At 57.8% G+C, this 23128-nt stretch carries 24 protein-coding genes; 8 read left to right on the top strand and 16 right to left on the bottom strand.

Annotation, left to right across the window (positions count from 1 at the left end; translation table 11 throughout):
- Positions 1-96: 96 nt before the first annotated feature.
- The 4 genes from RUE5091_RS03245 to RUE5091_RS03230 all read left to right on the top strand — a co-directional run bounded on the left by RUE5091_RS03245 (position 97) and on the right by RUE5091_RS03230 (position 2610).
- Positions 97-312 carry a twin-arginine translocase TatA/TatE family subunit gene (locus RUE5091_RS03245; protein ID WP_058271822.1) on the top strand — a complete coding sequence of 72 codons (216 nt, stop codon included), beginning with the start codon at positions 97-99 and terminating at the stop codon, positions 310-312.
- A gap of 6 nt (positions 313-318) precedes the next feature.
- Positions 319-777: a Sec-independent protein translocase protein TatB gene (gene tatB / locus RUE5091_RS03240; protein WP_058280465.1), complete on the top strand. Its 459-nt coding sequence runs from the start codon at positions 319-321 to the stop codon at positions 775-777.
- Positions 774-1649 carry a twin-arginine translocase subunit TatC gene (gene tatC, locus RUE5091_RS03235; RefSeq protein WP_058280464.1) on the top strand — a complete coding sequence of 292 codons (876 nt, stop codon included), beginning with the start codon at positions 774-776 and terminating at the stop codon, positions 1647-1649. The genes tatB and tatC overlap by 4 nt, the downstream gene beginning before the upstream one ends.
- Positions 1650-1767: 118 nt before the next feature.
- Positions 1768-2610 (top strand): ATP-binding protein, encoded by an 843-nt coding sequence (locus RUE5091_RS03230; RefSeq protein ID WP_058280463.1) that lies wholly within the window; start codon positions 1768-1770, stop codon positions 2608-2610.
- A 61-nt stretch (positions 2611-2671) separates the two neighbouring features.
- On the opposite strand, the gene RUE5091_RS03225 is transcribed toward RUE5091_RS03230, so the two are convergent.
- From RUE5091_RS03225 to alr, 10 genes are all read right to left on the bottom strand, one after another.
- Positions 2672-3316: an SDR family NAD(P)-dependent oxidoreductase gene (locus RUE5091_RS03225; RefSeq protein WP_058280462.1), complete on the bottom strand. Its 645-nt coding sequence runs from the start codon at positions 3314-3316 to the stop codon at positions 2672-2674.
- A gap of 41 nt (positions 3317-3357) precedes the next feature.
- On the bottom strand, positions 3358-3606 hold the full coding sequence (locus RUE5091_RS03220; RefSeq protein ID WP_058280461.1) for a hypothetical protein: 249 nt from the start codon (positions 3604-3606) through the stop codon (positions 3358-3360).
- 261 nt (positions 3607-3867) lie between these two features.
- Entirely contained in the window at positions 3868-5391 is a 1524-nt protein-coding gene (gene purF, locus RUE5091_RS03215; protein ID WP_058280460.1) for an amidophosphoribosyltransferase, read from the bottom strand.
- Between the two features lie 631 nt (positions 5392-6022).
- Complete coding sequence (locus RUE5091_RS03210; RefSeq protein ID WP_058280459.1) at positions 6023-6628, bottom strand: CvpA family protein; 606 nt, start codon at positions 6626-6628, stop codon at positions 6023-6025.
- A 41-nt stretch (positions 6629-6669) separates the two neighbouring features.
- Positions 6670-8031 carry a DNA repair protein RadA gene (radA, locus tag RUE5091_RS03205; protein WP_058280735.1) on the bottom strand — a complete coding sequence of 454 codons (1362 nt, stop codon included), beginning with the start codon at positions 8029-8031 and terminating at the stop codon, positions 6670-6672.
- Positions 8032-8152: 121 nt separating this feature from the next.
- Positions 8153-8797, bottom strand: a complete 645-nt coding sequence (locus tag RUE5091_RS03200) for a DNA repair protein (protein WP_243470705.1) — start codon at positions 8795-8797, stop codon at positions 8153-8155.
- Positions 8798-9083: 286 nt separating this feature from the next.
- A complete protein-coding gene (locus RUE5091_RS03195) occupies positions 9084-9536 on the bottom strand; it encodes a paraquat-inducible protein A (protein WP_058280457.1) in 453 nt (150 codons plus the stop codon).
- 455 nt (positions 9537-9991) lie between these two features.
- Complete coding sequence (locus RUE5091_RS03185) at positions 9992-10738, bottom strand: ABC transporter ATP-binding protein (RefSeq protein WP_058280455.1); 747 nt, start codon at positions 10736-10738, stop codon at positions 9992-9994.
- Positions 10735-11517: an MlaE family ABC transporter permease gene (locus RUE5091_RS03180; protein WP_058280454.1), complete on the bottom strand. Its 783-nt coding sequence runs from the start codon at positions 11515-11517 to the stop codon at positions 10735-10737. The genes RUE5091_RS03185 and RUE5091_RS03180 overlap by 4 nt, the downstream gene beginning before the upstream one ends.
- Positions 11514-12548 (bottom strand): alanine racemase, encoded by a 1035-nt coding sequence (alr, locus tag RUE5091_RS03175; RefSeq protein WP_058280734.1) that lies wholly within the window; start codon positions 12546-12548, stop codon positions 11514-11516. The genes RUE5091_RS03180 and alr overlap by 4 nt, the downstream gene beginning before the upstream one ends.
- Before the next feature lie 174 nt (positions 12549-12722).
- On the opposite strand from alr, the gene RUE5091_RS03170 reads away from it, so the two are divergent.
- Positions 12723-13295, top strand: a complete 573-nt coding sequence (locus tag RUE5091_RS03170) for a GNAT family N-acetyltransferase (protein ID WP_112297138.1) — start codon at positions 12723-12725, stop codon at positions 13293-13295.
- A 1-nt stretch (position 13296) separates the two neighbouring features.
- Here RUE5091_RS03170 and RUE5091_RS03165 read toward each other — a convergent pair whose 3' ends face one another.
- From RUE5091_RS03165 to RUE5091_RS03140, 6 genes are all read right to left on the bottom strand, one after another.
- Positions 13297-14787: a replicative DNA helicase gene (locus tag RUE5091_RS03165; RefSeq protein ID WP_058280453.1), complete on the bottom strand. Its 1491-nt coding sequence runs from the start codon at positions 14785-14787 to the stop codon at positions 13297-13299.
- 235 nt (positions 14788-15022) lie between these two features.
- On the bottom strand, positions 15023-15703 hold the full coding sequence (locus RUE5091_RS03160) for an orotate phosphoribosyltransferase (RefSeq protein WP_058280452.1): 681 nt from the start codon (positions 15701-15703) through the stop codon (positions 15023-15025).
- Positions 15704-15845: 142 nt separating this feature from the next.
- On the bottom strand, positions 15846-17027 hold the full coding sequence (locus RUE5091_RS03155) for an ammonium transporter (RefSeq protein ID WP_058280451.1): 1182 nt from the start codon (positions 17025-17027) through the stop codon (positions 15846-15848).
- 291 nt (positions 17028-17318) lie between these two features.
- On the bottom strand, positions 17319-17795 hold the full coding sequence (locus RUE5091_RS03150; protein WP_058280450.1) for a CinA family protein: 477 nt from the start codon (positions 17793-17795) through the stop codon (positions 17319-17321).
- Positions 17792-18289: a phosphatidylglycerophosphatase A family protein gene (locus RUE5091_RS03145; RefSeq protein ID WP_058280449.1), complete on the bottom strand. Its 498-nt coding sequence runs from the start codon at positions 18287-18289 to the stop codon at positions 17792-17794. The genes RUE5091_RS03150 and RUE5091_RS03145 overlap by 4 nt, the downstream gene beginning before the upstream one ends.
- Positions 18286-19416, bottom strand: a complete 1131-nt coding sequence (locus RUE5091_RS03140; protein ID WP_058280448.1) for a bifunctional 2-C-methyl-D-erythritol 4-phosphate cytidylyltransferase/2-C-methyl-D-erythritol 2,4-cyclodiphosphate synthase — start codon at positions 19414-19416, stop codon at positions 18286-18288. The genes RUE5091_RS03145 and RUE5091_RS03140 overlap by 4 nt, the downstream gene beginning before the upstream one ends.
- A gap of 184 nt (positions 19417-19600) precedes the next feature.
- Here RUE5091_RS03140 and dusB point away from each other — a divergent pair, with 184 nt between their 5' ends.
- The 3 genes from dusB to RUE5091_RS03125 are packed head-to-tail and all read left to right on the top strand — an operon-like array spanning position 19601 to position 23033.
- Positions 19601-20584, top strand: coding sequence for a tRNA dihydrouridine synthase DusB (gene dusB, locus RUE5091_RS03135; RefSeq protein ID WP_082643543.1), 984 nt, complete (start codon positions 19601-19603; stop codon positions 20582-20584).
- Entirely contained in the window at positions 20581-21648 is a 1068-nt protein-coding gene (locus RUE5091_RS03130; RefSeq protein ID WP_058280447.1) for a two-component system sensor histidine kinase NtrB, read from the top strand. Before dusB ends, RUE5091_RS03130 begins: the two co-directional genes overlap by 4 nt.
- A 17-nt stretch (positions 21649-21665) precedes the next feature.
- A complete protein-coding gene (locus RUE5091_RS03125; protein WP_058280446.1) occupies positions 21666-23033 on the top strand; it encodes a response regulator in 1368 nt (455 codons plus the stop codon).
- Positions 23034-23128: the final 95 nt, after the last annotated feature.

The raw sequence follows: 23128 nt of genomic DNA, 5'->3' as shown, positions 1-23128 counted from the left end.
TTGATTTGGCGCACTTTTGTACAGGGCCGAGCAGGCGTAGACACAGACCCAGATCACATCCCCGGCGCATTGCGTCGATGTACAAGGAGAAGAGACATGCTCAACAATATCGGCCTTCCCGGTCTGCTGCTGATCGCCGTTGTGGTGCTGGTGCTGTTTGGTCGCGGTAAAATCAGCTCGTTGATGGGCGAAGTGGGCAAAGGCATCACGTCGTTTAAAAAGGGCGTCAAAGAAGGCGCGGACGAACTGGAGCAGGACGCTTCCGAAGTTGCCAAAGACGTCACCCCCGAGACCGACAAAGACAAGGTCTAAGCGCAGATGTTTGATCTGGGCTGGACCGAGCTTCTGGTCATCGGCATCGTTGCCCTGATTGTTGTGGGGCCGAAGGACCTGCCGGTGCTGTTTCGCAATGTCGGCCGCTGGGTCGGCAAGGCCCGCGGCATGGCGCGTGAATTCAGTAGTGCCATGAACGAGGCGGCGGATCAGGCGGGTGTAAATGAGATCAAGAAGGGCCTGAACGCAGCCACTAATCCTGTCAACTCGGCGATGGATGGCGTTAAAGAAGCTGCGCAGGAAATGGCCCAAAGCATGGATCCAACCAAGTTCGACCCTAACAGCGAAACTGGCAAGCTGGCGGCTGAACGGGCTGAGCAGGCCAAGAAGATCCAAGCCTCGACCGCGCGTGCCGCTGCCGAGCGCAAGGCCAAAGAAGCGGCGGATGCGCTGGCCAAGGCCGAAGAGGCCGAGGCCGCGCTGAAGACTGAAAGCAAGACATGACAAAAACCGACGAGATCGAGGACAGCTCGGCCCCATTGATCGAGCATCTGACAGAACTGCGCACACGGCTGATTCATTGCGTCGTGGCGTTTCTGGTCGGGATGATCATCTGTTTCACTGTGGCCACGCCACTTTTCAACTTCCTGACTAACCCGCTGTGCGAAGTATTGGCCGAACGCGGGCAGGACTGCGGGTTGATCTTCATCTCACCGCAAGAAGGGTTCTTCGTTGCTATCAAGGTCTCGCTACTGGGCGGCTTTATTCTGGCCTTTCCTTATATCGGGATGCAGATGTGGCGGTTCGTGGCGCCGGGTCTCTACCGGTCGGAAAAGAATGCGTTTCTGCCGTTTATGCTGGCCTCGCCCTTTATGTTCCTGCTGGGCGCAAGTTTTGCGTTCTATGTCGTCACGCCACTGGCCTATGACTTTTTCCTAGGGTTCCAGCAGTTTGGAGCCGAAGGTGAAGCCGTGGTTGAAGGTGCAACCGCAGCCCCGCTCAGCGTAGTGTTCCAGGGTTCGGCGCAGGAATACCTGAACCTGACGATCAAATTCATCGTGGCCTTTGGCCTGTGTTTCCAACTACCCGTTTTGTTGACCCTTATGGGCAAGGCGGGTCTGGTTACAGCTGAAGGATTGGGCTCTGTCCGGAAATACGCGGTGGTTGCCATTCTGGTACTTGCCGCGCTGGTGACACCGCCGGATGTGATCACGCAGGTCATCCTGTTTGTTGTGGTTTATGGGCTCTACGAAATTTCTATTTTCCTCGTCGCCCGGGTCGAGAAAAAGCGTGAAGCGCAACTGCGCGCCGAGGGCTATTATGACGATGAAGAAGAAGCCGACGAAGAGATTGTGCGGGAAGAAGACGGCAGGTAATCCCGTTAAATTCCAAGACAAAGGCGCGCCCAACCAGCGCGCCTTTTTCGTGTCTGGCCCTTGTTGCGCTGCTTGGAACATGGTTTGAACCCCGCAAGACGTGACGCCGGAGGCCCCAATGGACGACCAAGCCCTGAACCGTATCGCCGCCGCACTGGAGCGGATGGCCCCAGCCCCTCTGGCTGCGCCCAATTTTGCGGCGGCCCCGGCATTTGTTTGGCATGTGGAACCGGATCGGCTGGAGCCTGTCGCGCAGGTCAACCGCGTCGATCTGGACCTGCTGGTGGGTATCAACCGGTCCCGCGATACGCTGCTGGACAACACTCGTCGGTTCGCCACCGGGTTCAAAGCTAATAACGCACTGCTTTGGGGTGCACGGGGGATGGGGAAATCCAGCCTCGTCAAAGCCGTTCACGGCACGATTCAGGCTGAATACCCGGACTTGAAGCTGGTAGAACTCCAGCGCGAGGATATGGGCTCGGTCGCGCGCCTGCTGAACCACCTTCGCGCTGCGCCGTACCGGTTTATCCTGTTCTGCGATGACCTGTCGTTCAGCCATGACGACCAGCACTATAAATCGCTGAAGGCTGTGCTGGATGGCGGCATCGAAGGGCGTCCGGAAAATGTCGTGTTCTACGCCACCTCGAACCGCCGCCACCTGATGCCAAGGGACATGATCGAGAACGAACGCTCCAGTGCGATCAATCCATCCGAAGCGGTCGAGGAAAAGGTCTCACTGTCCGACCGGTTCGGTCTGTGGCTCGGCTTCCACCCTTGTGATCAGGACGAATACCTGGCGATGATCGATCGTTATTGCGGTGCATATGGCGTGTCAGTTGACACCGAAACCCTGCGTGCCGAGGCCATCGAATGGCAGGCCACACGTGGCGCGCGGTCGGGCCGTGTTGCATGGCAATTCTTTGTCGACCTGGCCGGGCGCAACGGCGTACATATTGCGTAACCCGCCCGCTTCATCTGGCGGAAAATACCTCCGCCGGAGGCATGGCCCAAAGGGCCATTCCTTACAGCAAAGACAAAATCCGCGCGGCTTCGTCTGCCGTGCTAGTTAGTGCGCCGCGATCTTCACCGGGATGGAACCGCGCGCGTACGGCTGTCGGCATCGGGGCAGGCTCGACAATCGTGACCCGCGGGCCGGTGCGCTCGGTCTCAAGCGCCCAGCTGCGCGCCAACGCCATCTGCGCGCCTTTGGTCGCGCCATATATGCCGTAGAACTTCTGACCGGCCTTGGGATCGTCAAAGAACACCGCATGACCGGTTTCGCCCAACAGGGGGGCGATATAGGGGATCAGAACCGACGTGGCAGAGGCGTTGGTATTCACGGCTTTTGCCCACTCTTTCGGGTCGATGAAATGCGTGGGCGTCAGGGCTGAGGTGTGAACGGCTGTGTGCAACCACAGGTCCACCTTGCCCCAGCGGTCATGAATACCCCGGCACAGGGTCGCCATGGCGTTCGGGTCGGCTATGTCCATCGGTGCCAGCGTTGCCGCGCCACCTTTGGCCTGAATGCGGTCGTCCAACTCTTCCAGCCCGCCGGTGGTGCGGGCGACGGCGACGATGTGATATTCGGGTGCCAGCGCCTCGGCCAGGGCGGCGCCCAATCCACGAGAGGCCCCGGTGATGAGGGCAATTTTGGTCTGATCGGTCATGACAGGGGTTTGAACCCCTGCACGCAGGGCGTCAAGCCAGTTTAACTTCCGGGGATGACGATCCGCTTGGTCTGGCCGCTTTGTCGCAGCATCACGCCGTCGGCATCAATGGCAACGACGGTGCCCGAGGACACGCGGCTGCCCAGTTTAACCTCTTTCACACGCCCCGATGACATGCGCATCAGGGCTCGCATATCCGATTTCGGGCCGAACACCCCCAGTACGGACAAAGAGCTTTTGTTCAGTGCGCCCTTTTGCGTGGCCGCACTTTTGACGGTGGCATTTGACATAGATTTCGGCCCGGTCGCAGCGACCCGACCCCTTGTTTGAGTGGTTGGCAGCGGGCTACCAAAACAAGTTTGGAAGGAAAAGCCTGTTTGGTTTGTCGTCATTCTTTGAGAATCTAAACTAGGGCGAAGCCTTTGCGATTGCGTTTCCTTCATCGAAGGGTTGTGGCGAAAATCTTCCTATTCAGTCCGGCTGACACGCAGAAAAAGACCCGCATCGCGACTGCGAAACGGGTCAATGAAAAAGTCGATTCGGCTTGGAACCTATCCCGAGACAAGCTTTGCGCTGTTCCACGACCCGCCGGGAACCTGCATGTCTTCCCGTTTCTTGCTGACCCGAGTGCTGTTTTCGAGACTGTCCAGATAGTCATCGCTGACACTTCCGGTGATGTAGTTGCCATCGAAGCAGGAACAGTCAAAAGCCTCGATCTCAGGATTGCCTTCCTTGGCCGCCCAGATCAGGTCGTCGAGGTCCTGATAGAACAGGGCATCTGCGCCGACTTCCTGGCGGATCTCTTCTATGTCTTTGCCATTGGCGACCAGCTCATGCTTGGTGGGCATGTCGATGCCATAGACGTTGGGGAATTTTACTGGTGGTGAGGCGCTGGCGATGTACACTTTCTTGGCACCGGCTTCACGGCACATCTGGACGATTTTCTTGATCGTGTTGCCCCGCACAATCGAATCGTCGATTAGCAACACGTTGTGGTCTCTGAACTCCAGCGGTACGGCGTTCAGCTTGCGGCGCACTGATTTTTGCCGCTCTTCCTGACCGGGCATGATGAAGGTTCGACCAACATACCGGTTTTTCACCAGACCTTCGCGATAGGGAATGCCCGTGGCTTTAGCGACCTCAAGCGCCACAGGGCGGGCGCTGTCGGGCACAGGAATAATACGGTCGATCTCAAGCCCGGCAGCTTCAATCTGACGGGCCAGGGTCTGCCCCATGCGCATCTGGGTTTTGTAAACCGAAACACCGTCCAACAGCGAATCCGGACGGGCCAGGTAGACATATTCAAAGATGCACGGGGTCAATTGACCTTCGACCGCCTGGAAGGTGTGCATGTTACCATCCAGATCGATCAGGATCGCCTCACCAGGTTTAAGGTCGCGCAGTTTTTCAAACCCGTTGATGCCAAAGGCCACATCTTCAGAGGCAAAGGCGTAATCGTCACCGTCTCCGTCCACTTCACGTTTGGCAACAGAAAGGGGGCGGATGCCATAAGGGTCGCGGAAGGCCAGCATGCCGACGCCGGCAACCAGACAGATCACCGAATAGGCACCCTGAATCCGTTCCATCGTCATCTTCACTCCGGCGAAGATGTTACGGATCGGTTCGGCATTGCCGTTGACTTTGATTGCGTCAGCCACCTTGTCGGCCAGCACGTTCAGCAGGATTTCCGAATCCGATGTGGTGCGCAGGTGACGGCTGTATTTGGCGGTCACTTTCTCGCGCTGTTCGGCGGTGTTGGTGATGTTGCCGTTATGAACCAGATAAATACCGTAGGGCGCGTTCACGAAAAACGGCTGTGCTTCGGACGCGCTGAGTGATCCGGCGGTTGGGTAACGCACGTGACCCATTCCGATCTTGCCTAGAAGGGTCTCGGCGTCTTGTGCGTTGAACACGTCTTTGACCAGACCATTTGCCTTCTTTTCACGGAAAAACTCGTCGGTATAAGTGACGATCCCCGAGGCATCCTGACCTCGATGCTGCAGCATCAGCAGCCCGTCATAGATTTCGGCAAAGACATCATGCGTCCTGCTTGCGATCCCCAAAATCCCACACATGTACGGGCTCCAATTTCTATGACGGTTTGATTAGCGGTGATGTTCTGAACATCGGCATGGGTGTGCTTGTGTGCCCTGCATCCATGCCAAATGGTGGAGCAAACGCGCCATCGTCACGAGGGCAAGCGCGAAAGAAAACAGGTACAGCAAGATCGGTGGCTCCGATTCCATGTCAGTTCGGCCTCCACATAAAGCCTAATGAAGGCTGTGTCATCAAAGGATCACAATTGTTATTTCCCACAGGTGGATTTCGCCGAACCCGGTATCAAAAGGTGACATAAGCGCAGGCTTGTGCTGTCATGATGCGAGTAATGAGTTTACCCGGAATTCGGGGTTGTCAATTGGAACAGAGCCATGTGGGAACACAAGCAAGGAAAGAAAAAGCCAGACCCGGTAAAACGCCGGTGCCATCGTTGTCGTGGCATGGGCCGGTCGCCATGTCCGATTTGCAATGGATCGGGAGAGGTGATCAAAAGCCGCGATATCCACGGCGCACCCATTGTGGGCCGCTGTGAAGGGTGTTTTGGACTGAAGAATACCAGGTGCACAGTCTGCGGCGGAGAAGGTTTTTTAACCGAATACGTTTGACCGGCAGTAAAGAAAAAAGCCCGGTCGAGGCCGGGCTTTTTTCTTATTCGGTTGTCGCTGGTGTCGTGGTTTCCGAAGCTTCTGGTGCTTCGGTGCCGGCGCCGCAGCTTGCCACCAACTCTTCATATTGTTGGGTAACCCAACCCAGCCATTGTTCGGGGTTTTGTTCTTCGATCCGGTCACTGAACTGTTCGAACACCTTGGCCGAACGGCTTTCGTCGACCATCGTATATGACTGGCCGGTCATCACCGTATCATAGACAAAGAAGGCGATGGCCACCAACAGGATGCCGCGTGCGATGCCGAAAAAGAAACCAAGCGCCTGATCCAACCCACCAATGGCCGAGCGTTGAACGATCGACGAAAACAGCGGTGTAAAGATGCTGACCACGATCAGTGCAATGGCGAATACCGCGGCAAAGCCGGTGATCACCGACAATTCGCAGCTGTCGCGCAGGAAATCGCCGACAACCGGGATTTCTTTCACCAACGGTACGGCCTGGGGTGCAAAAATAAAGGCCAGAACTGCAGCCGCGACCCAGCCTGCGATGGCCAAAACCTCACGTAAAAATCCGCGTGAATAGGCCAGCAGGCCCGACACGACGATGATCAGGGCAACCACCCCGTCGACAATTGTAAAACCTTCCATGGCCCTCGCCCGTAATTTTTTCTGCCCCTCAAGGCGTTACCTTAACCTGCTCCGAAGGTTTCGCCAACAAACCCCACCAAATCAGAGGGTCGGGTGAGTGTCAGACCTGCCACAGTACCGGTTTTGCCGCCCGCCGGAGCGATTGCCGATGTGAAACCAAGTTTTTGCGCTTCTTTCAACCTGTTTTCGGTCTGAGGGGCCGGTCTAAGTGCCCCGGATAACGAGATTTCTCCGAAAACAACTGTATCTGCGGGCAAAGCTGTGTCTTCGCGGGCACTCAGCAGCGCGGCGGCCACCGCGAGATCGGCTGCCGGTTCACTGACTTTCATTCCTCCGGCCACGTTCAGATAGACATCAAGCCCCGCAAAAGGGACACCGCAGCGGGCTTCGAGCACTGCAAGGATCATCGCTAGCCGCCCGCTGTCCCATCCCACGACGGTGCGGCGGGGCTGCGAATGGGGCGACGGGGCGACCAAGGCCTGCAACTCAACCAACACAGGCCGGGTGCCTTCGATTCCGGCAAAAACCGCCGAGCCGGGGCTGGGGGTGCCGCGTTCCGACAGGAACAGGGCCGAGGGGTTGGTGACCTGTGCCAGACCCTTCCCAGTCATCTCGAAAACACCAATTTCATCAGCGGGGCCGAACCGGTTCTTGACGGCGCGCAGGATGCGAAACTGGTGGCCGCGCTCTCCTTCGAAGTAGAGGACCGTATCGACCATATGTTCGACTACACGGGGGCCTGCGATCTGGCCTTCCTTGGTGACATGGCCGACCATGACGATCGACACACCGTGTCGTTTCGCGAACGTGGTCAATTCATGGGCAGCGGCCCGAACTTGTGATACCGAACCGGGGGCGCTGTCGACATTGTCGGCCCACATGGTCTGGATCGAGTCGATGATGGCGAGGCCGGGCTTTTCCGCTTCAAGCGTTGTCAGGATATTGCGCAAGTTGGTTTCGGCGGCCAATTGAACTGGCGCATCCTCTAACCCAAGCCGACGGGCACGCATGCGAACCTGCGCGCTGGCTTCCTCACCCGAGATATAGATGGTTTTCACACCTGCGCGGGAAAAGCGCGCGGCAGCCTGAAGAAGAAGGGTGGATTTGCCGATGCCGGGATCACCGCCCACCAAAAGGGCCGAGGCGGGGACAAGGCCGCCGCCCAGCACGCGATCCAGTTCTTCTACCCCGCAGAGCGTGCGGGGCGGGGGTGTTTCTTCGGTCGACAGATCGGTGAGTGTGATGGACTGCCCGCGTTTACCGCCCAGGGATTTCTTGGCGGGGCCGGCCGAAAGGGGGACGTCCTGCGAAATGGTGTTCCATTCACCGCATCCGTCACAACGCCCGGACCAGCGCGAATGCGACGCACCACAGGCCGAGCAGGAGAAAGTCGTTTTTGCCATGCGGCCTTGGTGCCCGAGGACGGGCGGTTCTTCAAGCCCTTGCAGGGCTTTCATCTCCGCCGATGGCGCGCCGTGTCCTCAGACCCAATGGGCTCTCGTCCGCGGCGAGGCGCTGACGCGCCTATTCCGCCGCACGAGGCGGGGACATTGCGACCACACTGGAGGCTTTGGTCGAGCTGTCCTTGGACGGTGCTTGCAGCTGCGCTGACAATTCGGGCAGCAGCTCGAACAGCTCATCCCGCAAACGGGCCAGTTGCGATTTGGCAATGGTCTCTTCCATTTCAACGTCGCGGGTCCATTGGCGCAACTCGTTCTGGATCACCTGAGCCTCTTCGAGCCGTTTTTGGAATAGCTCGATCTCTTCCTGACGTTGTTGCAGGAAGGACCGCGCGCGGTTGATTCTGGTATCGCCGTAGGTCTCGGCCAGTTCATGGCTAATCTGGCTCATTTGCGCAGCCAGTTCCAAAATTTCGGGTTCGAGTTTTTGCAGGTCGGGGTGTTGGCGCAGAAACGCCATGCGTTCTTTGACCGCGTCAAACTCGGACGACATCATAAAGAGGCCACCGCGATCCGCAGCGTGGGCCATATGATAGGCGTCAGAGATGTCATGCATGTTCAGGGCGAATTTGCGGTGATTATTTTCCAATGCCATCATTCGTGCGTTGGCTGGCAGATAAAACGCCAGCATGAGAATCAGGACGGTCAGACCGATCTGAATAAACATCCCGGCATCTGTCACCGGCGCGTCACCGAATCCGGCTTGCATGGATAGCCAGGGTAACACACCCAAGGCGGATAAAAGTGTGGCTGACACGGCGAAAAGGGCAGCCGCGCATATGAGGAAAAAAGTCAGTCTTAAAAAGGCATTCTGAAATTGCAATGTTATGTTGTGGAGGGCAGTCATGTTCGACGAACTCCTTCTAGAACCGGTACACACCAGGCCCAAGCGAGAACATCCAAAACACACAGATTGATCCGCTACGGACCCGAAAACTACAAATTGTCACTGCTCGAAATATGAAGATGATACTCAGATGAGTGTTTTCAATCAATTAGCTATGAGGATTTCGTGAACTGCGTGTCATTTCGGTAATGTGGCCCAACGCAAGCGAGGCCAGAATGCAGGCCGTGAACAGGTATAGACCCCATGCGGTTTCGATGGTCGCGTACGAGATGCCCTTGGCCAGCGTGATGTAAAGCGCGATCAGAAAAATGTCGGCCATGGCCAGTTTGCCGAGGATATTCAGCGCAGGTTGGACGCGGGCATCCAGCAGGTCCCACTGGATCAGGGCGGTGCCGATGGTTTTGATGTAAGGCGCAAAAAGGGCGAAGATGGTGACGATCAGCGCTAGAAAGACGTCGGATTTCCACAGCGATTGCAGGCCGGTGATGACGCTGATCTCGGAGAGACCGAAGATCGGTAGCAGGCCTGCGCGCATCAGCGGGGCGAACCACGCGATGGGGTAGAGGATCAGGAGCGAGAGGGTGGCGAGGCGGAGGGTCATTACGGACACCTAGCTAAGCCATTAAAACGTATCAAGTGCCACTCAGTGCTGCCGTGCGATTGGTAAAAGCATAGCTAGCTCAGGTTTACGCTGATCCGAGGAAATGTAAGAAAGCTGACTAGGTTAACATTTAAAGTTGAGTAGCTTAGGTAATGCCAAGTTTGTCGCAAATAGTTCGTTACTTCAAAGAAGCCCCTGAAAGCCGGGGCATCTATAAGTATTTCCTGATAGCAATCACAGTAGAGCTGGGTCTAGTCTATTATGTCGTTTACGAGCCAGCGATTTACTTAGAAAGCCGGTCTAGACACCTTACTCAATATGCAGTCTGGTTGAATCTGATTGTGATGCTCTGGATAGTATTTCTGTTTCTGAAAAAAGTATCAGAGTATTCTCGCGAACGAGAAGCGTTGAAGCAACAGCAAACTTTTAGAACCAAATTTGATCAAAAGTAACCGTCACCGTACCGCCTCAATCGGCCCTTCCGCACTCCCGCTGATGAATTGCTCGACATAGGGATCGCCCGAGGCATCCATCTGTTCAACAGGCCCGGTCCACTGGATGACGCCTCCGTGCAGCATCGCCACGTTGTCGGCAATCGCGCGGACGGAACTCATGTCGTGGGTGATCGTCATCGCGGTGGCGCCCATCTCGGTCACGATCTCGCGGATCAGGTCGTTGATGACGCCGGACATGATTGGGTCCAAACCCGTGGTAGGCTCGTCGAAGAAAATGATCTCGGGCTCGGCGGCGATGGCGCGGGCGAGGCCCACGCGTTTTTGCATGCCCCCGGACAGCTCGGACGGAAACCGGTCGGCGACGTCGGATTTCAAACCTACGCGGCGCAGCTTCTCGATAGCGATTTCGCGGGCGTATTCCGGTGGGCGTTTCAACGGTCCGCGCAGCAGACGGAATGAAACATTCTGCCAGACAGGCAACGAGTCAAACAGGGCAGCACCCTGAAACAGCATCCCGAACCGGGCCAGAAACGCGTCGCGGTCGCCCTTGGTGGCGTCTTTTCCATCCACATAGATCATGCCGCTATCGGGTTTGATCAGGCCCAGGACACATTTCAGCGCCACTGATTTACCGGTGCCCGAACCGCCGATGATGACCATCGACGTTCCCTTAGGGATCTCAAGGTTCATACCCTGCAAAACCCGATTGTCGCCAAAGGCCTTATGTACGTTCTCCATCCGGATCATAGCGAGAAGAACACCCCTGTCAGAATGAAGTTGGTGGCCAGAATCATGATGGCAGCGGATTCGACCGAGGATTTGGTGGCACGGCCCACACCCTGCGCGCCGCGGCCCGAGTTCATGCCATAAAAGCAGCCCATCACCGCTGCGATCAGGCCGAAAGCTGCGCCCTTGGCCAGCGATGACATGATGTCATGGGCCTCAAGGAAATTGACAGTGTTCAGTAGGTAGGTCGCAGGGTTGAAGCCCAGATTTTGAGTCGCAACTACATAACCGCCCGCGATGCCGATGATATCTCCGATCCCGACCAGCAGCGGCACGGTGATCAGCGCGGCCAGAACGCGCGGTGCGGTCAGATATTTCATTGGGTGGGTGGACAGGGTGACTAATGCGTCGATCTGCTCGGTCACTTTCATGGTGGCGATCTCGGCGGCGATGGATGAGGTCACGCGGGCCGCGATCATCAGGCCGACCAGAACGGGGCCAAGTTCGCGCACCATGCCGATAGCAACGATCTGGGGCACCACGGCCTCGGCGTTAAAACGGGCGCCACCGGCGTAAATCTGTAGCGCCAGCGCGCCACCGGTGAAGATGGCGGTCAGGCCGACAACAGGTAGGGACAGCCAGCCGATATTCATCAGCGCGATGACAAATTCCCGTGGATAGTAAGGCGGACGAAAGATGTGCGAGATCGCATCGATCGTAAACAGCGCGACCTTGCCGAATGTGGCAAACAGCGCCAGGACCGCGCGGCCCAACCCACCCAACAGAGAAAGAGGATTCATTCCACGTAACCCCGTGAATAACGCGCGCCAAGCGATGTGAGGATTTCATACCCGATGGTTCCCGCGGCCTCGGCCAGATCATCGACAGTCTGATGGCCGTTCAGGATGCGCAGGCGTTCGGGGTCTTCGGGCAGGTCGGTCACGTCGACGGTGATCAGATCCATCGAGATGCGGCCAACCACGGGGCAAGGTTGGTCACCTACAAAAGTGTCAATACCGCCGCCAATGGCGCGGTGCAAGCCGTCTGCATAGCCTGCGGCCACGGTTGCGATACGTGACGGTCGGCGGGCGACCCAATACCCGCCATAGCCCACTGTTTCCCCTACCGAAACTGAACGTACCTGAATGACAGGCAGGTCCACGGAAACTACCGGTTTAGCATCCGCAAACGGCATACCACCATAAAGCCCGACGCCAGGGCGGCAGAAATCAAAGTGAAACTCGGGGCCCATCAACAAACCACCGGTCGCTGCCAGTGACCTTGGCGCGGCGACGCCATCGGTCATATCGCGGAAGGTTTTAAGTTGTCGCCGGTTCATCGGGTGGTCTGGTTCATCCGAGCAGGCCAGATGAGATATGATCGCCTTTGGGTTCAAGCTCTCTATCTCGGACCTAAGCGAGGCCCAGTCGGCGGGTTCAAGGCCCAGCCGATTCATGCCACTGTCCAACTGCACTCCGAAAGGGTGGTCCGGCATCGCTTGTTGCAGACGCTTGAACTGTTCTGGCGAATTGATCATGGGGATCAGATTGTCGGCGAAATGCAGCCCGTTGTCGCCGTCCATGAAACCTGAGAAGACGAAGATCTGGGGTTCGGGGCCAACGGCCTGCCGCACGGCCAGACCTTCTTCTGCAGCCGCGACAAAGAATTTGCGAACGCCTTCTTCGGCCAAAGCCGCAGAAACCGGACCAGCCCCCAAACCGTAAGCATCTGCTTTGACCACGGCGCCGGTCTCGACATTTGATTTTGCGTCCAAGGCCCGCCAATTGCTGGCCAGGGCGTGAAGATTGATCGTTAAGCGTGCGGTACTCATGGTGCTGTTCATGACATTGGATTGCGGCAGGTCAAGGGGGTAGGTGGCAATTCTTGTTCACTTCGCGGCCTTCCCGCGCAGCTTCTGGCCTTTAACCTAAGGTCAAGGCTGAAAAAGGCCGGTTGGAGGAAGTCTCGCCATTGTGTCTTCCCTGTGATCAACTGAGCGTACCGAATGGGATCGTTGATCCAGTTGAAAGGGGCTGCAATGCTGAACCTGACCACCGATTGTCAAGCATGGGCCGCTGAATTGCCCGGGTTGTATCTGGACGTCTTCACCGCCTCTGAGGGTGAGGCCGAAGGGCGCGCAGTTGCCGCTTTGGTGGTTGAACTGCTGCAATCGACACCCAAATGTGACCTGATGGGCGCGTTGGCGCTGGACGGCGATGTGCTGGCAGGCTGCATTTTGTTTTCACGCCTCAGCTATGATCAGGATCCGCGACAGGTTTTTCTGATGTCACCGGTGGCTGTGCGAACAGACAGGCAAAAGTCGGGGATTGGGCAAAAACTGATCCGCTATGGGCTGGAAGAGTTACGTCAGAAAGGGATTAGTTTTGCAGTGACTTACGGTGATCCTGCCTATTACGAGAAGACCGGTTTTCAGCCGATCACCATCGCCTTCGCACAGCCACCCTTACCGCTGAGCATGCCGCATGGATGGCTTGGTCAATCTTTGAATGATGAGGATGCGCCGCTTGCGGGCCCGTCTCGCTGTGTCCAAGCGTTCAACAAGCCCGAGCTTTGGTAGGTCAGTAACCTTCGATTTGGCCGTCCTGCTGCCAGGGTTTGACCAGATTACCGAAGCGGGTGAACTGCGCCTCGAACGACAGTTCGACCGTGCCAATGGGGCCGTGACGCTGCTTGCCAACGATAACTTCGGCTTTGGCGTGAAGGCGCTCCATCGCCTGCTTCCACTCTTCCATCTTTTCCAGCTCGTGATCGCCGGGCTTTTCGCGTTCCTTGTAGTATTCCTCGCGGAAAACGAACATCACCACGTCGGCGTCCTGTTCGATCGAGCCCGATTCTCGCAGGTCAGACAGCTGCGGGCGTTTGTCGTCCCGGTTTTCGACCTGACGGCTCAGCTGGGACAACGCGATGACCGGGATGTTCAGTTCCTTTGCGATGGCCTTCATGCCCATCGAAATCTCGGCGATTTCGTTGACGCGATTTTCAGCCATACCCCGGCAAAGCTGCAAATAGTCGATGACCAATAGGTCCAGCCCATGCGTTCGTTTCAACCGGCGAGCACGCGCGGCCAGTTGCGAGATCGGCAGGGCGGGCGTGTCGTCGATAAACAGGGGGCAGGCTTCCAGATCCTTGGCTGCATCGACAAAGCGGCGGAATTCGGATTCCGTCATGTCGCCCTGACGGATTTTGTGGCTGGAAATCTCGGAGGCTTCGGCCAGAACCCGGCCCGCCAACTGCTCGGCGCTCATCTCGAGTGAGAAGAACCCAACCACACCGCCGTCAATCGCGCCTTCGGTGCCATCGGGCTTGGTACCGCGCTTATAGGCTTTGGCGACGTTGAACGCCACGTTAGTCGCAAGCGAGGTTTTCCCCATCGACGGACGCCCGGCCAGAATGATCAGGTCGGACGGGTGCAACCCGCCCAATTGTTTGTCCAGGTCGGCCAGACCGGTAGAAATTCCCGCCATGCCACCACCGCGTTGATACGCTTCGTTGGTGACGTTGACGGCTTCTGTGACCGCCTTGAGGAAAGATTGGAAACCCTGTTCGGTCTGGCCCTGCTCGGACAACTGATAAAGTTGCTGTTCGGCTTCGACGATCTGTTCTTTGGGCTCGCTCGACACATCGACCCGAGCTGCCTTGTCCGAGATGTCCCGACCCAACCGGATCAACTCGCGCCGAATAGCGAGGTCATAGATCATCTGCGCGTAATCATGCACCGCGAATGCACTGATCGAGGCGCCGGCCAACTTCACCAGATAGGCCGGGCCGCCCAGTTCTTTCAGTCCTTCGTCCTCGGCCATGAAGGATTTCAGCGTCACGGGCGAGGCCAAAGCATTCTTGGCGATGCGATTGGCCGCAACCTCGTAGATGCGGGCATGAACCGGATCATAGAAATGCTCGGACCCGATAATCGAGGCCACCCGGTCATACAGATCGTTATTGGTGAGGATTGCACCCAAAAGCTGCTGCTCGGCTTCGATAGAGTGCGGCATGGTTTCGGCGTTCTGAATCCGCGCCGCTGCCTGCTCGATGCTGCTTATCTCGTTCATTTTGTCCCCGCTGCCCTGCGGCAGTTCTAATCAATCAGACCCCGGTTGGGCCATCTGTAAATCTCTGAAGATAAGTCGCGTATAACTTGGCTTCAGCTTGGGATAACTTTGGACAACTCTGCCAAAAAATGCCGTGTCACGCAACATTTTGTGGAGCCGCGCCATAGCTACACAAGATACTAGCGGTGTGGTGGCGATTCTGGACAGAGTTACCCCCAGCTTATACACAGGCGTTTTAGGAAGATTTGTTGGCTTCCTGCCAACCGCGGGGGTCGTTCAAGAAGGCCTCGACACCGTCAAGTGTCTCTTGATCAAAGGCTTTCTGCGCCTTGGCCTCGGCCAGAACATCCCACCAGGTGCACAGGTGATGCAGTTGCACGCCATGATCGCCCAGCGTTTTTTCGGTTTCAGGGAAAATGCCATAGTAGAAGATCACTGCGGTGTGCCCGCAGGTCGCGCCGGTTTCACGGATCGCATCCACAAAAGATAGTTTCGAGCCGCCATCAGTGGTCAGGTCCTCGACCAACAGCACGCGCTCACCTTCGCTCATCGCACCTTCGATACGGGCGTTGCGGCCATAACCTTTCGGTTTTTTGCGCACGTAGGTCATCGGCAGTGCCATGCGTTCGGCGACCATGGCGGCAAAGGGGATACCTGCGGTTTCACCGCCTGCGATGTTGTCAAACGCCTCGAACCCTGCATCGCGCATCACGGTGACGGTCAGGAAATCCATCAGGGTAGACCGGATGCGCGGGTATGAGATCAGCTTGCGGCAGTCGATATAGGTTGGGCTGGGCAGGCCGCTCGCCAAGGTGAACGGCTCGCGCGAATTGAAGTGGACGGCCTTGATCTCCAGCAGCATCCGCGCGGTCAGGCGGGCGATTTCGGTGCTATCGGGGAAAGAACTGGGGATCATGGTGCAACCTCGGGACAAAATGACGTTGCGGGCTGATAGCCTGTCCATTGGGCCAGAGTCGAGAGGGCTGACCCGCAAAAGAAAAGCGGACCCGCAAGAGGTCCGCTTTTTGCCCTTACGGGCCGAGCACGCTAAGGTGGGCTTAGCTGCTCATATCATAGGCCCGCTCGCCATATACCGACAGATCAAGCCCGTTTGTCTCGGTTTCTGCATCTACGCGAAGCGGGGTGACAAGCGCAACCACCTTGATCAACACAAAAGTGACAGCTGCCGTAAAGGCACCCACGATGATCAGCCCGCCCAGCTGAGCAGTCCACGCGCCCAAGCCGAAGACGGCAATCATGAGGGTACCGAAGATACCGCCCACGCCATGCACGGCAAAAACGTCCAGCGTATCGTCGATCTTGAGGGTATTACGGATGACGTTAACTGCTTCCTGACACAGGACGCCCGCGACCGCGCCAATGATCAGCGCCTGTACCGGATCGACATAGCCCGAGGCAGGGGTGATCGAGGCCAGACCGGCGATCGTACCGGTGACCAGACCCACCATTGATGCTTTTCCGTATTTGATACGCTCGTACAGTGCCCATGTCAGTGACGCAGTTGCAGCCGAAATATGTGTGACAGTCATCGCCATCGCAGCTCCGCCATCGGCGGCCAGTTGCGAACCGCCGTTGAAGCCGAACCAGCCGACCCACAGCATCGCGGCCCCAATCATGACATAGCCGGGATTGTGTGGGGGCGTCGTGCGATTGCGACGCGGGCCAAGCACAAAGGCGATGATCAGCGCGGCCAGACCGGCTGTTTCATGAACCACGATGCCACCGGCGAAATCGCGCACGCCGACCTCTCCCAGGATGCCACCATCGGTCAGCATGCCACCACCCCAGATCCAATGCACCACAGGCGCGTAGCACAGCAACATCCACAGGCCAGAGAAGGTCAGGACAAAGCCAAAACCCACGCGTTCCACATAGGCTCCGACGATCAGCGCGGGGGTGATGATGGCAAAGGTCATCTGGAAGGCAAAGAACAGAACCTCGGGCAGGGTGCCCGATAGGCTGTCGGCGTCGACACCGTTCAGAAAGGCTTTGCCTAACCCACCCCACAGGCCGGACCCACCGTCGCCGAATGCGATCGAATAGCCCGCGATCAGCCACAGGATGCTCATCAAACAGGCAATGCTGAAACAGTGCATGAAGACGCTGAGAACGTTTCGGGCGCGCACCAGGCCGCCATAGAAAAGGGCGAGGCCGGGCAATGTCATGAATAGGACCAGGGCGGTTGCCACTATGATCCAGGCGGTATCGGCTCCATTCATCGGCCGGTCTCCTCTTTGCTTCTTTGACGTGCGTGAGAGGGGTTGAAGCCAAGAGTAGGTGTGGAAAAAAGAGGCAATCGCGGTTTTAGCGCCTGTTTTAAGGGCTTTTGGTCAATCGGTGATTAAATGGGCGCCGATTGGCATCAGGTGCTTAAAATATGAACAGCAATGGAAAGGTGATTTGAGACAAGCTTGCGGAGTTCTGCCGGATAAACCCTCATGTTCAGATCATTGGCTTCCGGTTGGTGGGCTACAAGAATAAGACGGGTGACCGGGGTTGGGCGCGTCGCCTTAGAAAAACTCATCAAGCCCTTTTGCCAGCAATGCCAAAGCGTGATCACGTGCGGCCGTCCGCACGTTGCCCCGGCCTATCGGCCCGAATTCGACAGTCTCAGTCAGCGTTGGGCGACCTTTTACGGCCAACCCGAAACAGACCCGGCCTTCGGGCTTGAACTCGGACCCGCCGGGGCCTGCGATGCCGGTGACGGAAACTGAAAGCTGCGCCTCGGACTGGGTCAATGCACCTTCCGCCATTTCGCGCGCAACCTGCTCCGAGACCGCCCCATACGCATCAAGCGTTTCAGCCTGAACCCCCAGCATCTGTTGTTTGGCGGTGTTTGTATAGGTGACAAACCCACGCTCGACCACAGCCGAACTGCCGGGGATGTCGGTCAGGGCCGCAGCCACCATGCCGCCGGTACAGCTTTCGGCGGTGGCGATCATTACGCCTTGGGCTTTAGCGCGGTTGAGGATTTCAGCGACGGTCACAGGCCCAGAACTCTGTGCGAGATACCGGCGAGGATGAGAACTCCGATCCCGGCCAGAACACCGGCGATGACATCGTCCAGCATGACGCCCATCGCATCATCGCGTCGGTCGGCCCATCCAACGGGGCCTGGTTTGGTAATATCGAACAGGCGGAATAGCAAGAAACCGGCGATCCAGCCCGGCCACAGCGCTGTGATCTCAACTCCGTGTGCCCAGGATGGGTATGAAATCGCCCAGAGCGCGATGAATTGTCCGGCGACTTCGTCGATGACAATTTCAGATGGGTCGTGATTGTCCTGACCCGCGGTCATCACGCGGGTGGCCCAGAGACCGCCAAAGAATGCGGCGAGCGTGGCGATCACCAACAGGGGGAAGCCGCCCAGCGTGTGTAACACCCACGCAAGGGGCAGGGCGGCCAGAGACCCCCATGTACCGGGCGCAGGCCGCAGATAGCCGACACCGCAGACGGTTCCAATCAAGCGCGCGGCGGTCATGATTTCACCAGACAGGCTGTGGCCACTGAGGCAATCCCTTCGCAACGACCGGTGAAACCCAACCGTTCCGATGTGGTCGCCTTGACCGAGACCTGATCTGCGCGCAGGTCCATAATCCGCGCCATCTCGTCCCGCATGGCGGGCGCGTGGGGGCCGATCTTGGGGTATTCGCAGACCAACGTGCAATCGACATTCGAGATATTATATCCCATCTGCCCGGCCAGCTCGACCGCGTGGCGCAGGAAAATCTCGCTGGCAGCTCCCTTCCATTGAGGGTCCGAGGGTGGAAAATGCTGGCCGATATCGCCCTGCGCCAGCGCGCCATAGATGGCGTCAGTGACGGCGTGCATACCCACATCCGCGTCAGAGTGGCCCTGCAGGCCACGGTCATGCGGCATCTGCACGCCACACAGTATCACGTGATCCCCGTCGCCAAACCGATGCACGTCGTATCCGTTGCCCAGCCTTACATCCATGTCCGTTCCCAATATGCGTTCCGCCCGGGCAAAATCCTCGGGCCGTGTGATTTTGATGTTATCGGCGTTGCCCGGTACGATGGCTACATCCAGCCCTGCGGCGCGGGCAACCTCGACATCGTCCGCGGCGCCGCCGGGGTGGGCGGCGTGGGCCGAGACGATAGCGTCATAGTGAAAGCCCTGCGGCGTTTGCGCAGCGAACAGCCCGGTCCGGTCCTGGGTTCCCGTGACGATGGCTCCATCTCCAGTCCACAGCGCATCGGTAACGGCCAGTCCCGGTGCCGCAGCGGGACGGGTTTCCAGCGCTTCCAACACCTGTTGAATGGTCTGAATGTCAACGCAGGGTCGGGCGACATCATGAATCAGGACACAATGCACCTCGTATGGCAGGAGCGCGTCAAGCCCGTTGCGCACCGATCCGGCCCGGTCGCTGCCGCCCTTGGCAAGTATCAAGTCGGAGTTATCAAACTCCGCCCACGCGTCGCCGTCATCTTCGGACAGAACAAGTACGATATGGTCAATCTGTCCCCGAAATCGATCAATCGTCCAATCCACAACGCGCCGCCCTGCCAGTGGGCGCCACTGTTTCGGCATGCCCCCGCCGGCGCGCAGGCCGCGTCCTGCGGCGACGATGATGGCGGCGGTTGTCATAGGGGCGTTCTCTCCGGTGGTTTGAGGCAATCTTTAGGGCGCGGTGAATGCAGAGGCAATCACCCACGTAATCTTGCCTAAAAAATAGGCATCTGATGATTTTGCGGGCTTGTTGGTCGCCATTTTATTGTTCATATGCGTTCAATTCGATAACAAAGCCCCAACTGCCCAAGGATTAAGCACGTTGACTCTGCTGCTCGCTGACAAAGCTCTGAACCCGCCGGTCCTACTGGCACCGATGGCCGGAATCACCGACCGTCCATTTCGTGATCTGGTGATGCGCTTTGGGGCGGGCATGGTCGTGAGTGAAATGGTCGCCAGTCAAGAGATGGTTCAGGCCAAGCCCGGTGTGCGGGAACGTGCCGAGTTGTCAGCCGACGTGGAAAATACCGCCGTGCAGTTGGCCGGGCGTGAGGCGCACTGGATGGCCGAAGCTGCCCGGCAAGTGGCCGATCGCGGGGCGCGGGTGATCGATATCAACATGGGCTGTCCGGCCAAGAAGGTGACAAACGGTTATTCCGGGTCAGCCTTGCTGAAAACACCGGATCACGCGCTGACGTTGATCGAAGCGGTTGTCGAGGCCGTAGATGTGCCGGTGACGCTGAAAACCCGGTTAGGTTGGGATGACAGCCTGCTGAATGCGCCTGATGTGGCACGGCGGGCGCAGGATGCGGGTATCTGCATGGTCACGATCCATGGTCGTACCCGCTGTCAATTCTACAAAGGCAGCGCCGATTGGCAGGCGATCCGTGCGGTAAAAGAGGCGGTGTCGATCCCGGTGATCGCCAATGGGGATATTGTGGATACGGATGCCGCGCGCGTTGCGTTGGCCCAATCAGGCGCAGATGGCGTGATGGTCGGACGCGGGGCGCAGGGCAAACCGTGGCTGCTGGCGCAGATTTGTCATGATCTCTATGGCGCTGCCGCGCCGGACATTCCGAGGGGTGACGATCTGATTGAAATGGTGCGGGCGCATTATCAAGCGATACTTGGGTTCTACGGCACCGACCTGGGCCTGCGTGTCGCGCGGAAGCATTTGAGTTGGTATATGGACGAGGCCGGCACTCCCGTTGCTTTACGTCGCGCCGTTTTGACCACGCGCGACACGGACGAAGTGATGCGCCTGCTGGGCGACGCGTTGAACATAGATGCTGAGGCGGCGGCATGACCTCGGATCAGAACATCTGGACCTCACTGCCGGTTCCTGCCTTTATCATCAGCGCTGAGGATCGGATCACTGACGTGAATTCCGCGGGCGAAGGGTTTTTGAATGCCTCGCGCAAAGCTGTGGTGGGGCATCCGGTCTGGGACCAGATCGCCGTGGACGCCCCGCTGGAAGAAGCGTTTGAGCGCGCGCGTGAACAGGGTACGCCGCTCTTCGTGAACGATGTGGATGCTGGGTCCGGCAACCGGGCTCCGCTGCAATGCGCGCTGCAGATTGCGCCGCTGGTCGGGCATCCGGGGTCAATGATCATGATCATCTCACCACGCGAGCTGGCGGGGCGGATGACCTTGAGCAATACGGTGAAATCGGCGGCACAGTCGGCCATAGGAATGGCCGAGATGCTGGCGCATGAGATCAAGAACCCGCTGGCGGGTATCACCGGGGCGGCGCAATTGTTGAGCATGAATATCCCCAAGCAAGATCTTGAACTCACAGATCTTATCGTCGCCGAGAGTCGCCGCATCGTGAAGTTGCTGGAACAGGTTGAGCAATTCGGAAACCTGCAGCAACCCGATTTTAAGCCGGTTAATATCCACGACGTTCTTGATCGCGCGCGTCGGTCGGCGCTGCTGGGGTTTGGCGGGCATATGAAAATCATCGAGGATTACGACCCCTCGCTGCCGCTGGCCTATGGCGACCCGGATCAGTTTCTGCAAGTGGTGTTGAATCTACTCAAGAATGCCTCTGAGGCCGCTGACACCAAGGGCGGCACCATCAGGCTGCGTACTTATTTCGAACATTCCTTCCGGCTGAGGCGCAATGACGGGTCAGGCCATTCCCTGCCGCTGCAGATCGAGATCATCGACGACGGTCCAGGCCTGCCCGAAAAGATTCGTGACGACATTTTCGATCCCTTCGTGTCGGGCAGGGAAAATGGCACCGGTCTTGGGTTGGCGCTGGTCAGCAAGATTATCTCGGACCATGACGGTTGGATTTCGGCCGACTCGGTGCCGGGCCGCACAGTGTTTCGCATCTCGCTGAGGCGGGCGCCAAAAGACGCAACGTAGAACAAGGAGAGCACCCGATGGATGGCACAGTACTGGTCGCAGATGACGACCGCACGATCCGCACCGTTCTGACGCAAGCCCTGACACGGGCTGGGTGCAAAGTTCATGCGACCTCGTCGCTGACCACGCTGATGCGCTGGGTCGGCGAGGGCAAGGGCGACGTGGTGATCTCGGACGTGGTCATGCCGGACGGTAACGGGTTGGAGATGCTGCCGAAAATAGCAGAGGATCGCCCCGGCTTGCCAGTCATCGTGATCTCAGCTCAGAACACGATCATGACAGCGATTCAGGCGGCCGAAGCGGATGCGTATGACTATTTGCCCAAGCCCTTCGATCTGCCCGATCTGATGAAACGCACGGCACGGGCGCTTGATCAGAAACAGCATGTGCAGACTGAAGCGGTTGATATCACCGAAGATCGCCCCGAAGAGCTGCCCCTGGTTGGGCGTACGCCAGTGATGCAAGCACTGTATCGGCTGGTGGCACGAGTGATGAATACTGATCTGTCGGTGATGATTTCCGGTGAAAGTGGCACGGGTAAGTCTCTGATAGCACGCGCTATTCACGATTTTTCGGATAGACGTACCTTGCCGTTTGTGACGGCCACTGCCGCCGATCTGCGCGATCTGGAAGGACCCGCGCGCATCATGGCCCGGGTGCGCGGCGGTACACTACTGATCGACGAGATTGCCGATATCGACGACGAATTGCAGGCCCGTTTCGTGCGCATGATGGACACGCCCGGCGATCACGTTCCGCGTTTTATGGCCACCAGCCAATCGGACCTAACCGAAGCGATGGAGAGTGGGCGGGTTCGTCAGGACCTGTATTATCGCCTGTGCGGTGCGACGGTGCATGTGCCGGCCTTGCGTGAACGAGTGGACGATATCGTCTTGTTAACCGATCACTTTCTGGCACGAGAAGAGCGTGAGCATGGCACCAAACGCTGGCTCAGCTCCGAGGCGGTGGAACTGGTTCGGCGCTACTCATGGCCCGGCAACGTACGGCAGTTGGAAAATGCTGTCCGCCGTCTGAGCTTGACCAGCCGCACCGACGAGATATCAAAGTCCGAAGTAGAAATGGTGCTGGGCAGCCAGCCCGAGGCCGAACCGATTCTGGGCGATGGCGAGCGCGAGAAATTATCGGCCTCAGTAGCCCGTCATCTGCGTCGATATTTCGACCTGCACGGAAATCTCTTACCGCCTCCGGGCCTGTATCAGCGGATTTTGCGCGAGGTTGAGGCACCATTGATAGAACAAGCGTTGGATGCAACTGGCGGAAATCAGGCGAAATGTGCAGATTTGCTTGGAATTAACCGAAATACGCTGCGGAAAAAAATTACAGATCTCGATATTCAGGTGACACGTCGACGCAAACTGATGTAATATCGCCACACAAATCGTGGCATCTGGGTTCGTACCCGGCAACGACCACGACATATGGCGGTACGTCGCGCAAGCGACACATCAGGATGAGGGCA

Source organism: Ruegeria denitrificans, assembly GCF_001458295.1.
Lineage (GTDB): Bacteria > Pseudomonadota > Alphaproteobacteria > Rhodobacterales > Rhodobacteraceae > Ruegeria > Ruegeria denitrificans.
Note: the sequence above shows the minus strand (reverse complement) of the source record. Positions and strands in the feature narration are given on the sequence as shown.

Bases quoted from the DNA above. Each gene is read 5' to 3' on its own strand.
- RUE5091_RS03245 (WP_058271822.1), top strand. From the start codon at position 97: ATGCTCAACAATATCGGCCTTCCCGGTCTGCTGCTGATCGCCGTTGTG.
- tatB (WP_058280465.1), top strand. From the start codon at position 319: ATGTTTGATCTGGGCTGGACCGAGCTTCTGGTCATCGGCATCGTTGCC.
- tatC (WP_058280464.1), top strand. From the start codon at position 774: ATGACAAAAACCGACGAGATCGAGGACAGCTCGGCCCCATTGATCGAG.
- RUE5091_RS03230 (WP_058280463.1), top strand. From the start codon at position 1,768: ATGGACGACCAAGCCCTGAACCGTATCGCCGCCGCACTGGAGCGGATG.
- RUE5091_RS03225 (WP_058280462.1), bottom strand. From the start codon at position 3,316: ATGACCGATCAGACCAAAATTGCCCTCATCACCGGGGCCTCTCGTGGA.
- RUE5091_RS03220 (WP_058280461.1), bottom strand. From the start codon at position 3,606: ATGTCAAATGCCACCGTCAAAAGTGCGGCCACGCAAAAGGGCGCACTG.
- purF (WP_058280460.1), bottom strand. From the start codon at position 5,391: ATGTGTGGGATTTTGGGGATCGCAAGCAGGACGCATGATGTCTTTGCC.
- RUE5091_RS03210 (WP_058280459.1), bottom strand. From the start codon at position 6,628: ATGGAAGGTTTTACAATTGTCGACGGGGTGGTTGCCCTGATCATCGTC.
- radA (WP_058280735.1), bottom strand. From the start codon at position 8,031: ATGGCAAAAACGACTTTCTCCTGCTCGGCCTGTGGTGCGTCGCATTCG.
- RUE5091_RS03200 (WP_243470705.1), bottom strand. From the start codon at position 8,797: ATGCAAGCCGGATTCGGTGACGCGCCGGTGACAGATGCCGGGATGTTT.
- RUE5091_RS03195 (WP_058280457.1), bottom strand. From the start codon at position 9,536: ATGACCCTCCGCCTCGCCACCCTCTCGCTCCTGATCCTCTACCCCATC.
- RUE5091_RS03185 (WP_058280455.1), bottom strand. From the start codon at position 10,738: ATGATCCGGATGGAGAACGTACATAAGGCCTTTGGCGACAATCGGGTT.
- RUE5091_RS03180 (WP_058280454.1), bottom strand. From the start codon at position 11,517: ATGAATCCTCTTTCTCTGTTGGGTGGGTTGGGCCGCGCGGTCCTGGCG.
- alr (WP_058280734.1), bottom strand. From the start codon at position 12,548: ATGAGTACCGCACGCTTAACGATCAATCTTCACGCCCTGGCCAGCAAT.
- RUE5091_RS03170 (WP_112297138.1), top strand. From the start codon at position 12,723: ATGGGATCGTTGATCCAGTTGAAAGGGGCTGCAATGCTGAACCTGACC.
- RUE5091_RS03165 (WP_058280453.1), bottom strand. From the start codon at position 14,787: ATGAACGAGATAAGCAGCATCGAGCAGGCAGCGGCGCGGATTCAGAAC.
- RUE5091_RS03160 (WP_058280452.1), bottom strand. From the start codon at position 15,703: ATGATCCCCAGTTCTTTCCCCGATAGCACCGAAATCGCCCGCCTGACC.
- RUE5091_RS03155 (WP_058280451.1), bottom strand. From the start codon at position 17,027: ATGAATGGAGCCGATACCGCCTGGATCATAGTGGCAACCGCCCTGGTC.
- RUE5091_RS03145 (WP_058280449.1), bottom strand. From the start codon at position 18,289: ATGACCGCCGCGCGCTTGATTGGAACCGTCTGCGGTGTCGGCTATCTG.
- RUE5091_RS03140 (WP_058280448.1), bottom strand. From the start codon at position 19,416: ATGACAACCGCCGCCATCATCGTCGCCGCAGGACGCGGCCTGCGCGCC.
- RUE5091_RS03130 (WP_058280447.1), top strand. From the start codon at position 20,581: ATGACCTCGGATCAGAACATCTGGACCTCACTGCCGGTTCCTGCCTTT.
- RUE5091_RS03125 (WP_058280446.1), top strand. From the start codon at position 21,666: ATGGATGGCACAGTACTGGTCGCAGATGACGACCGCACGATCCGCACC.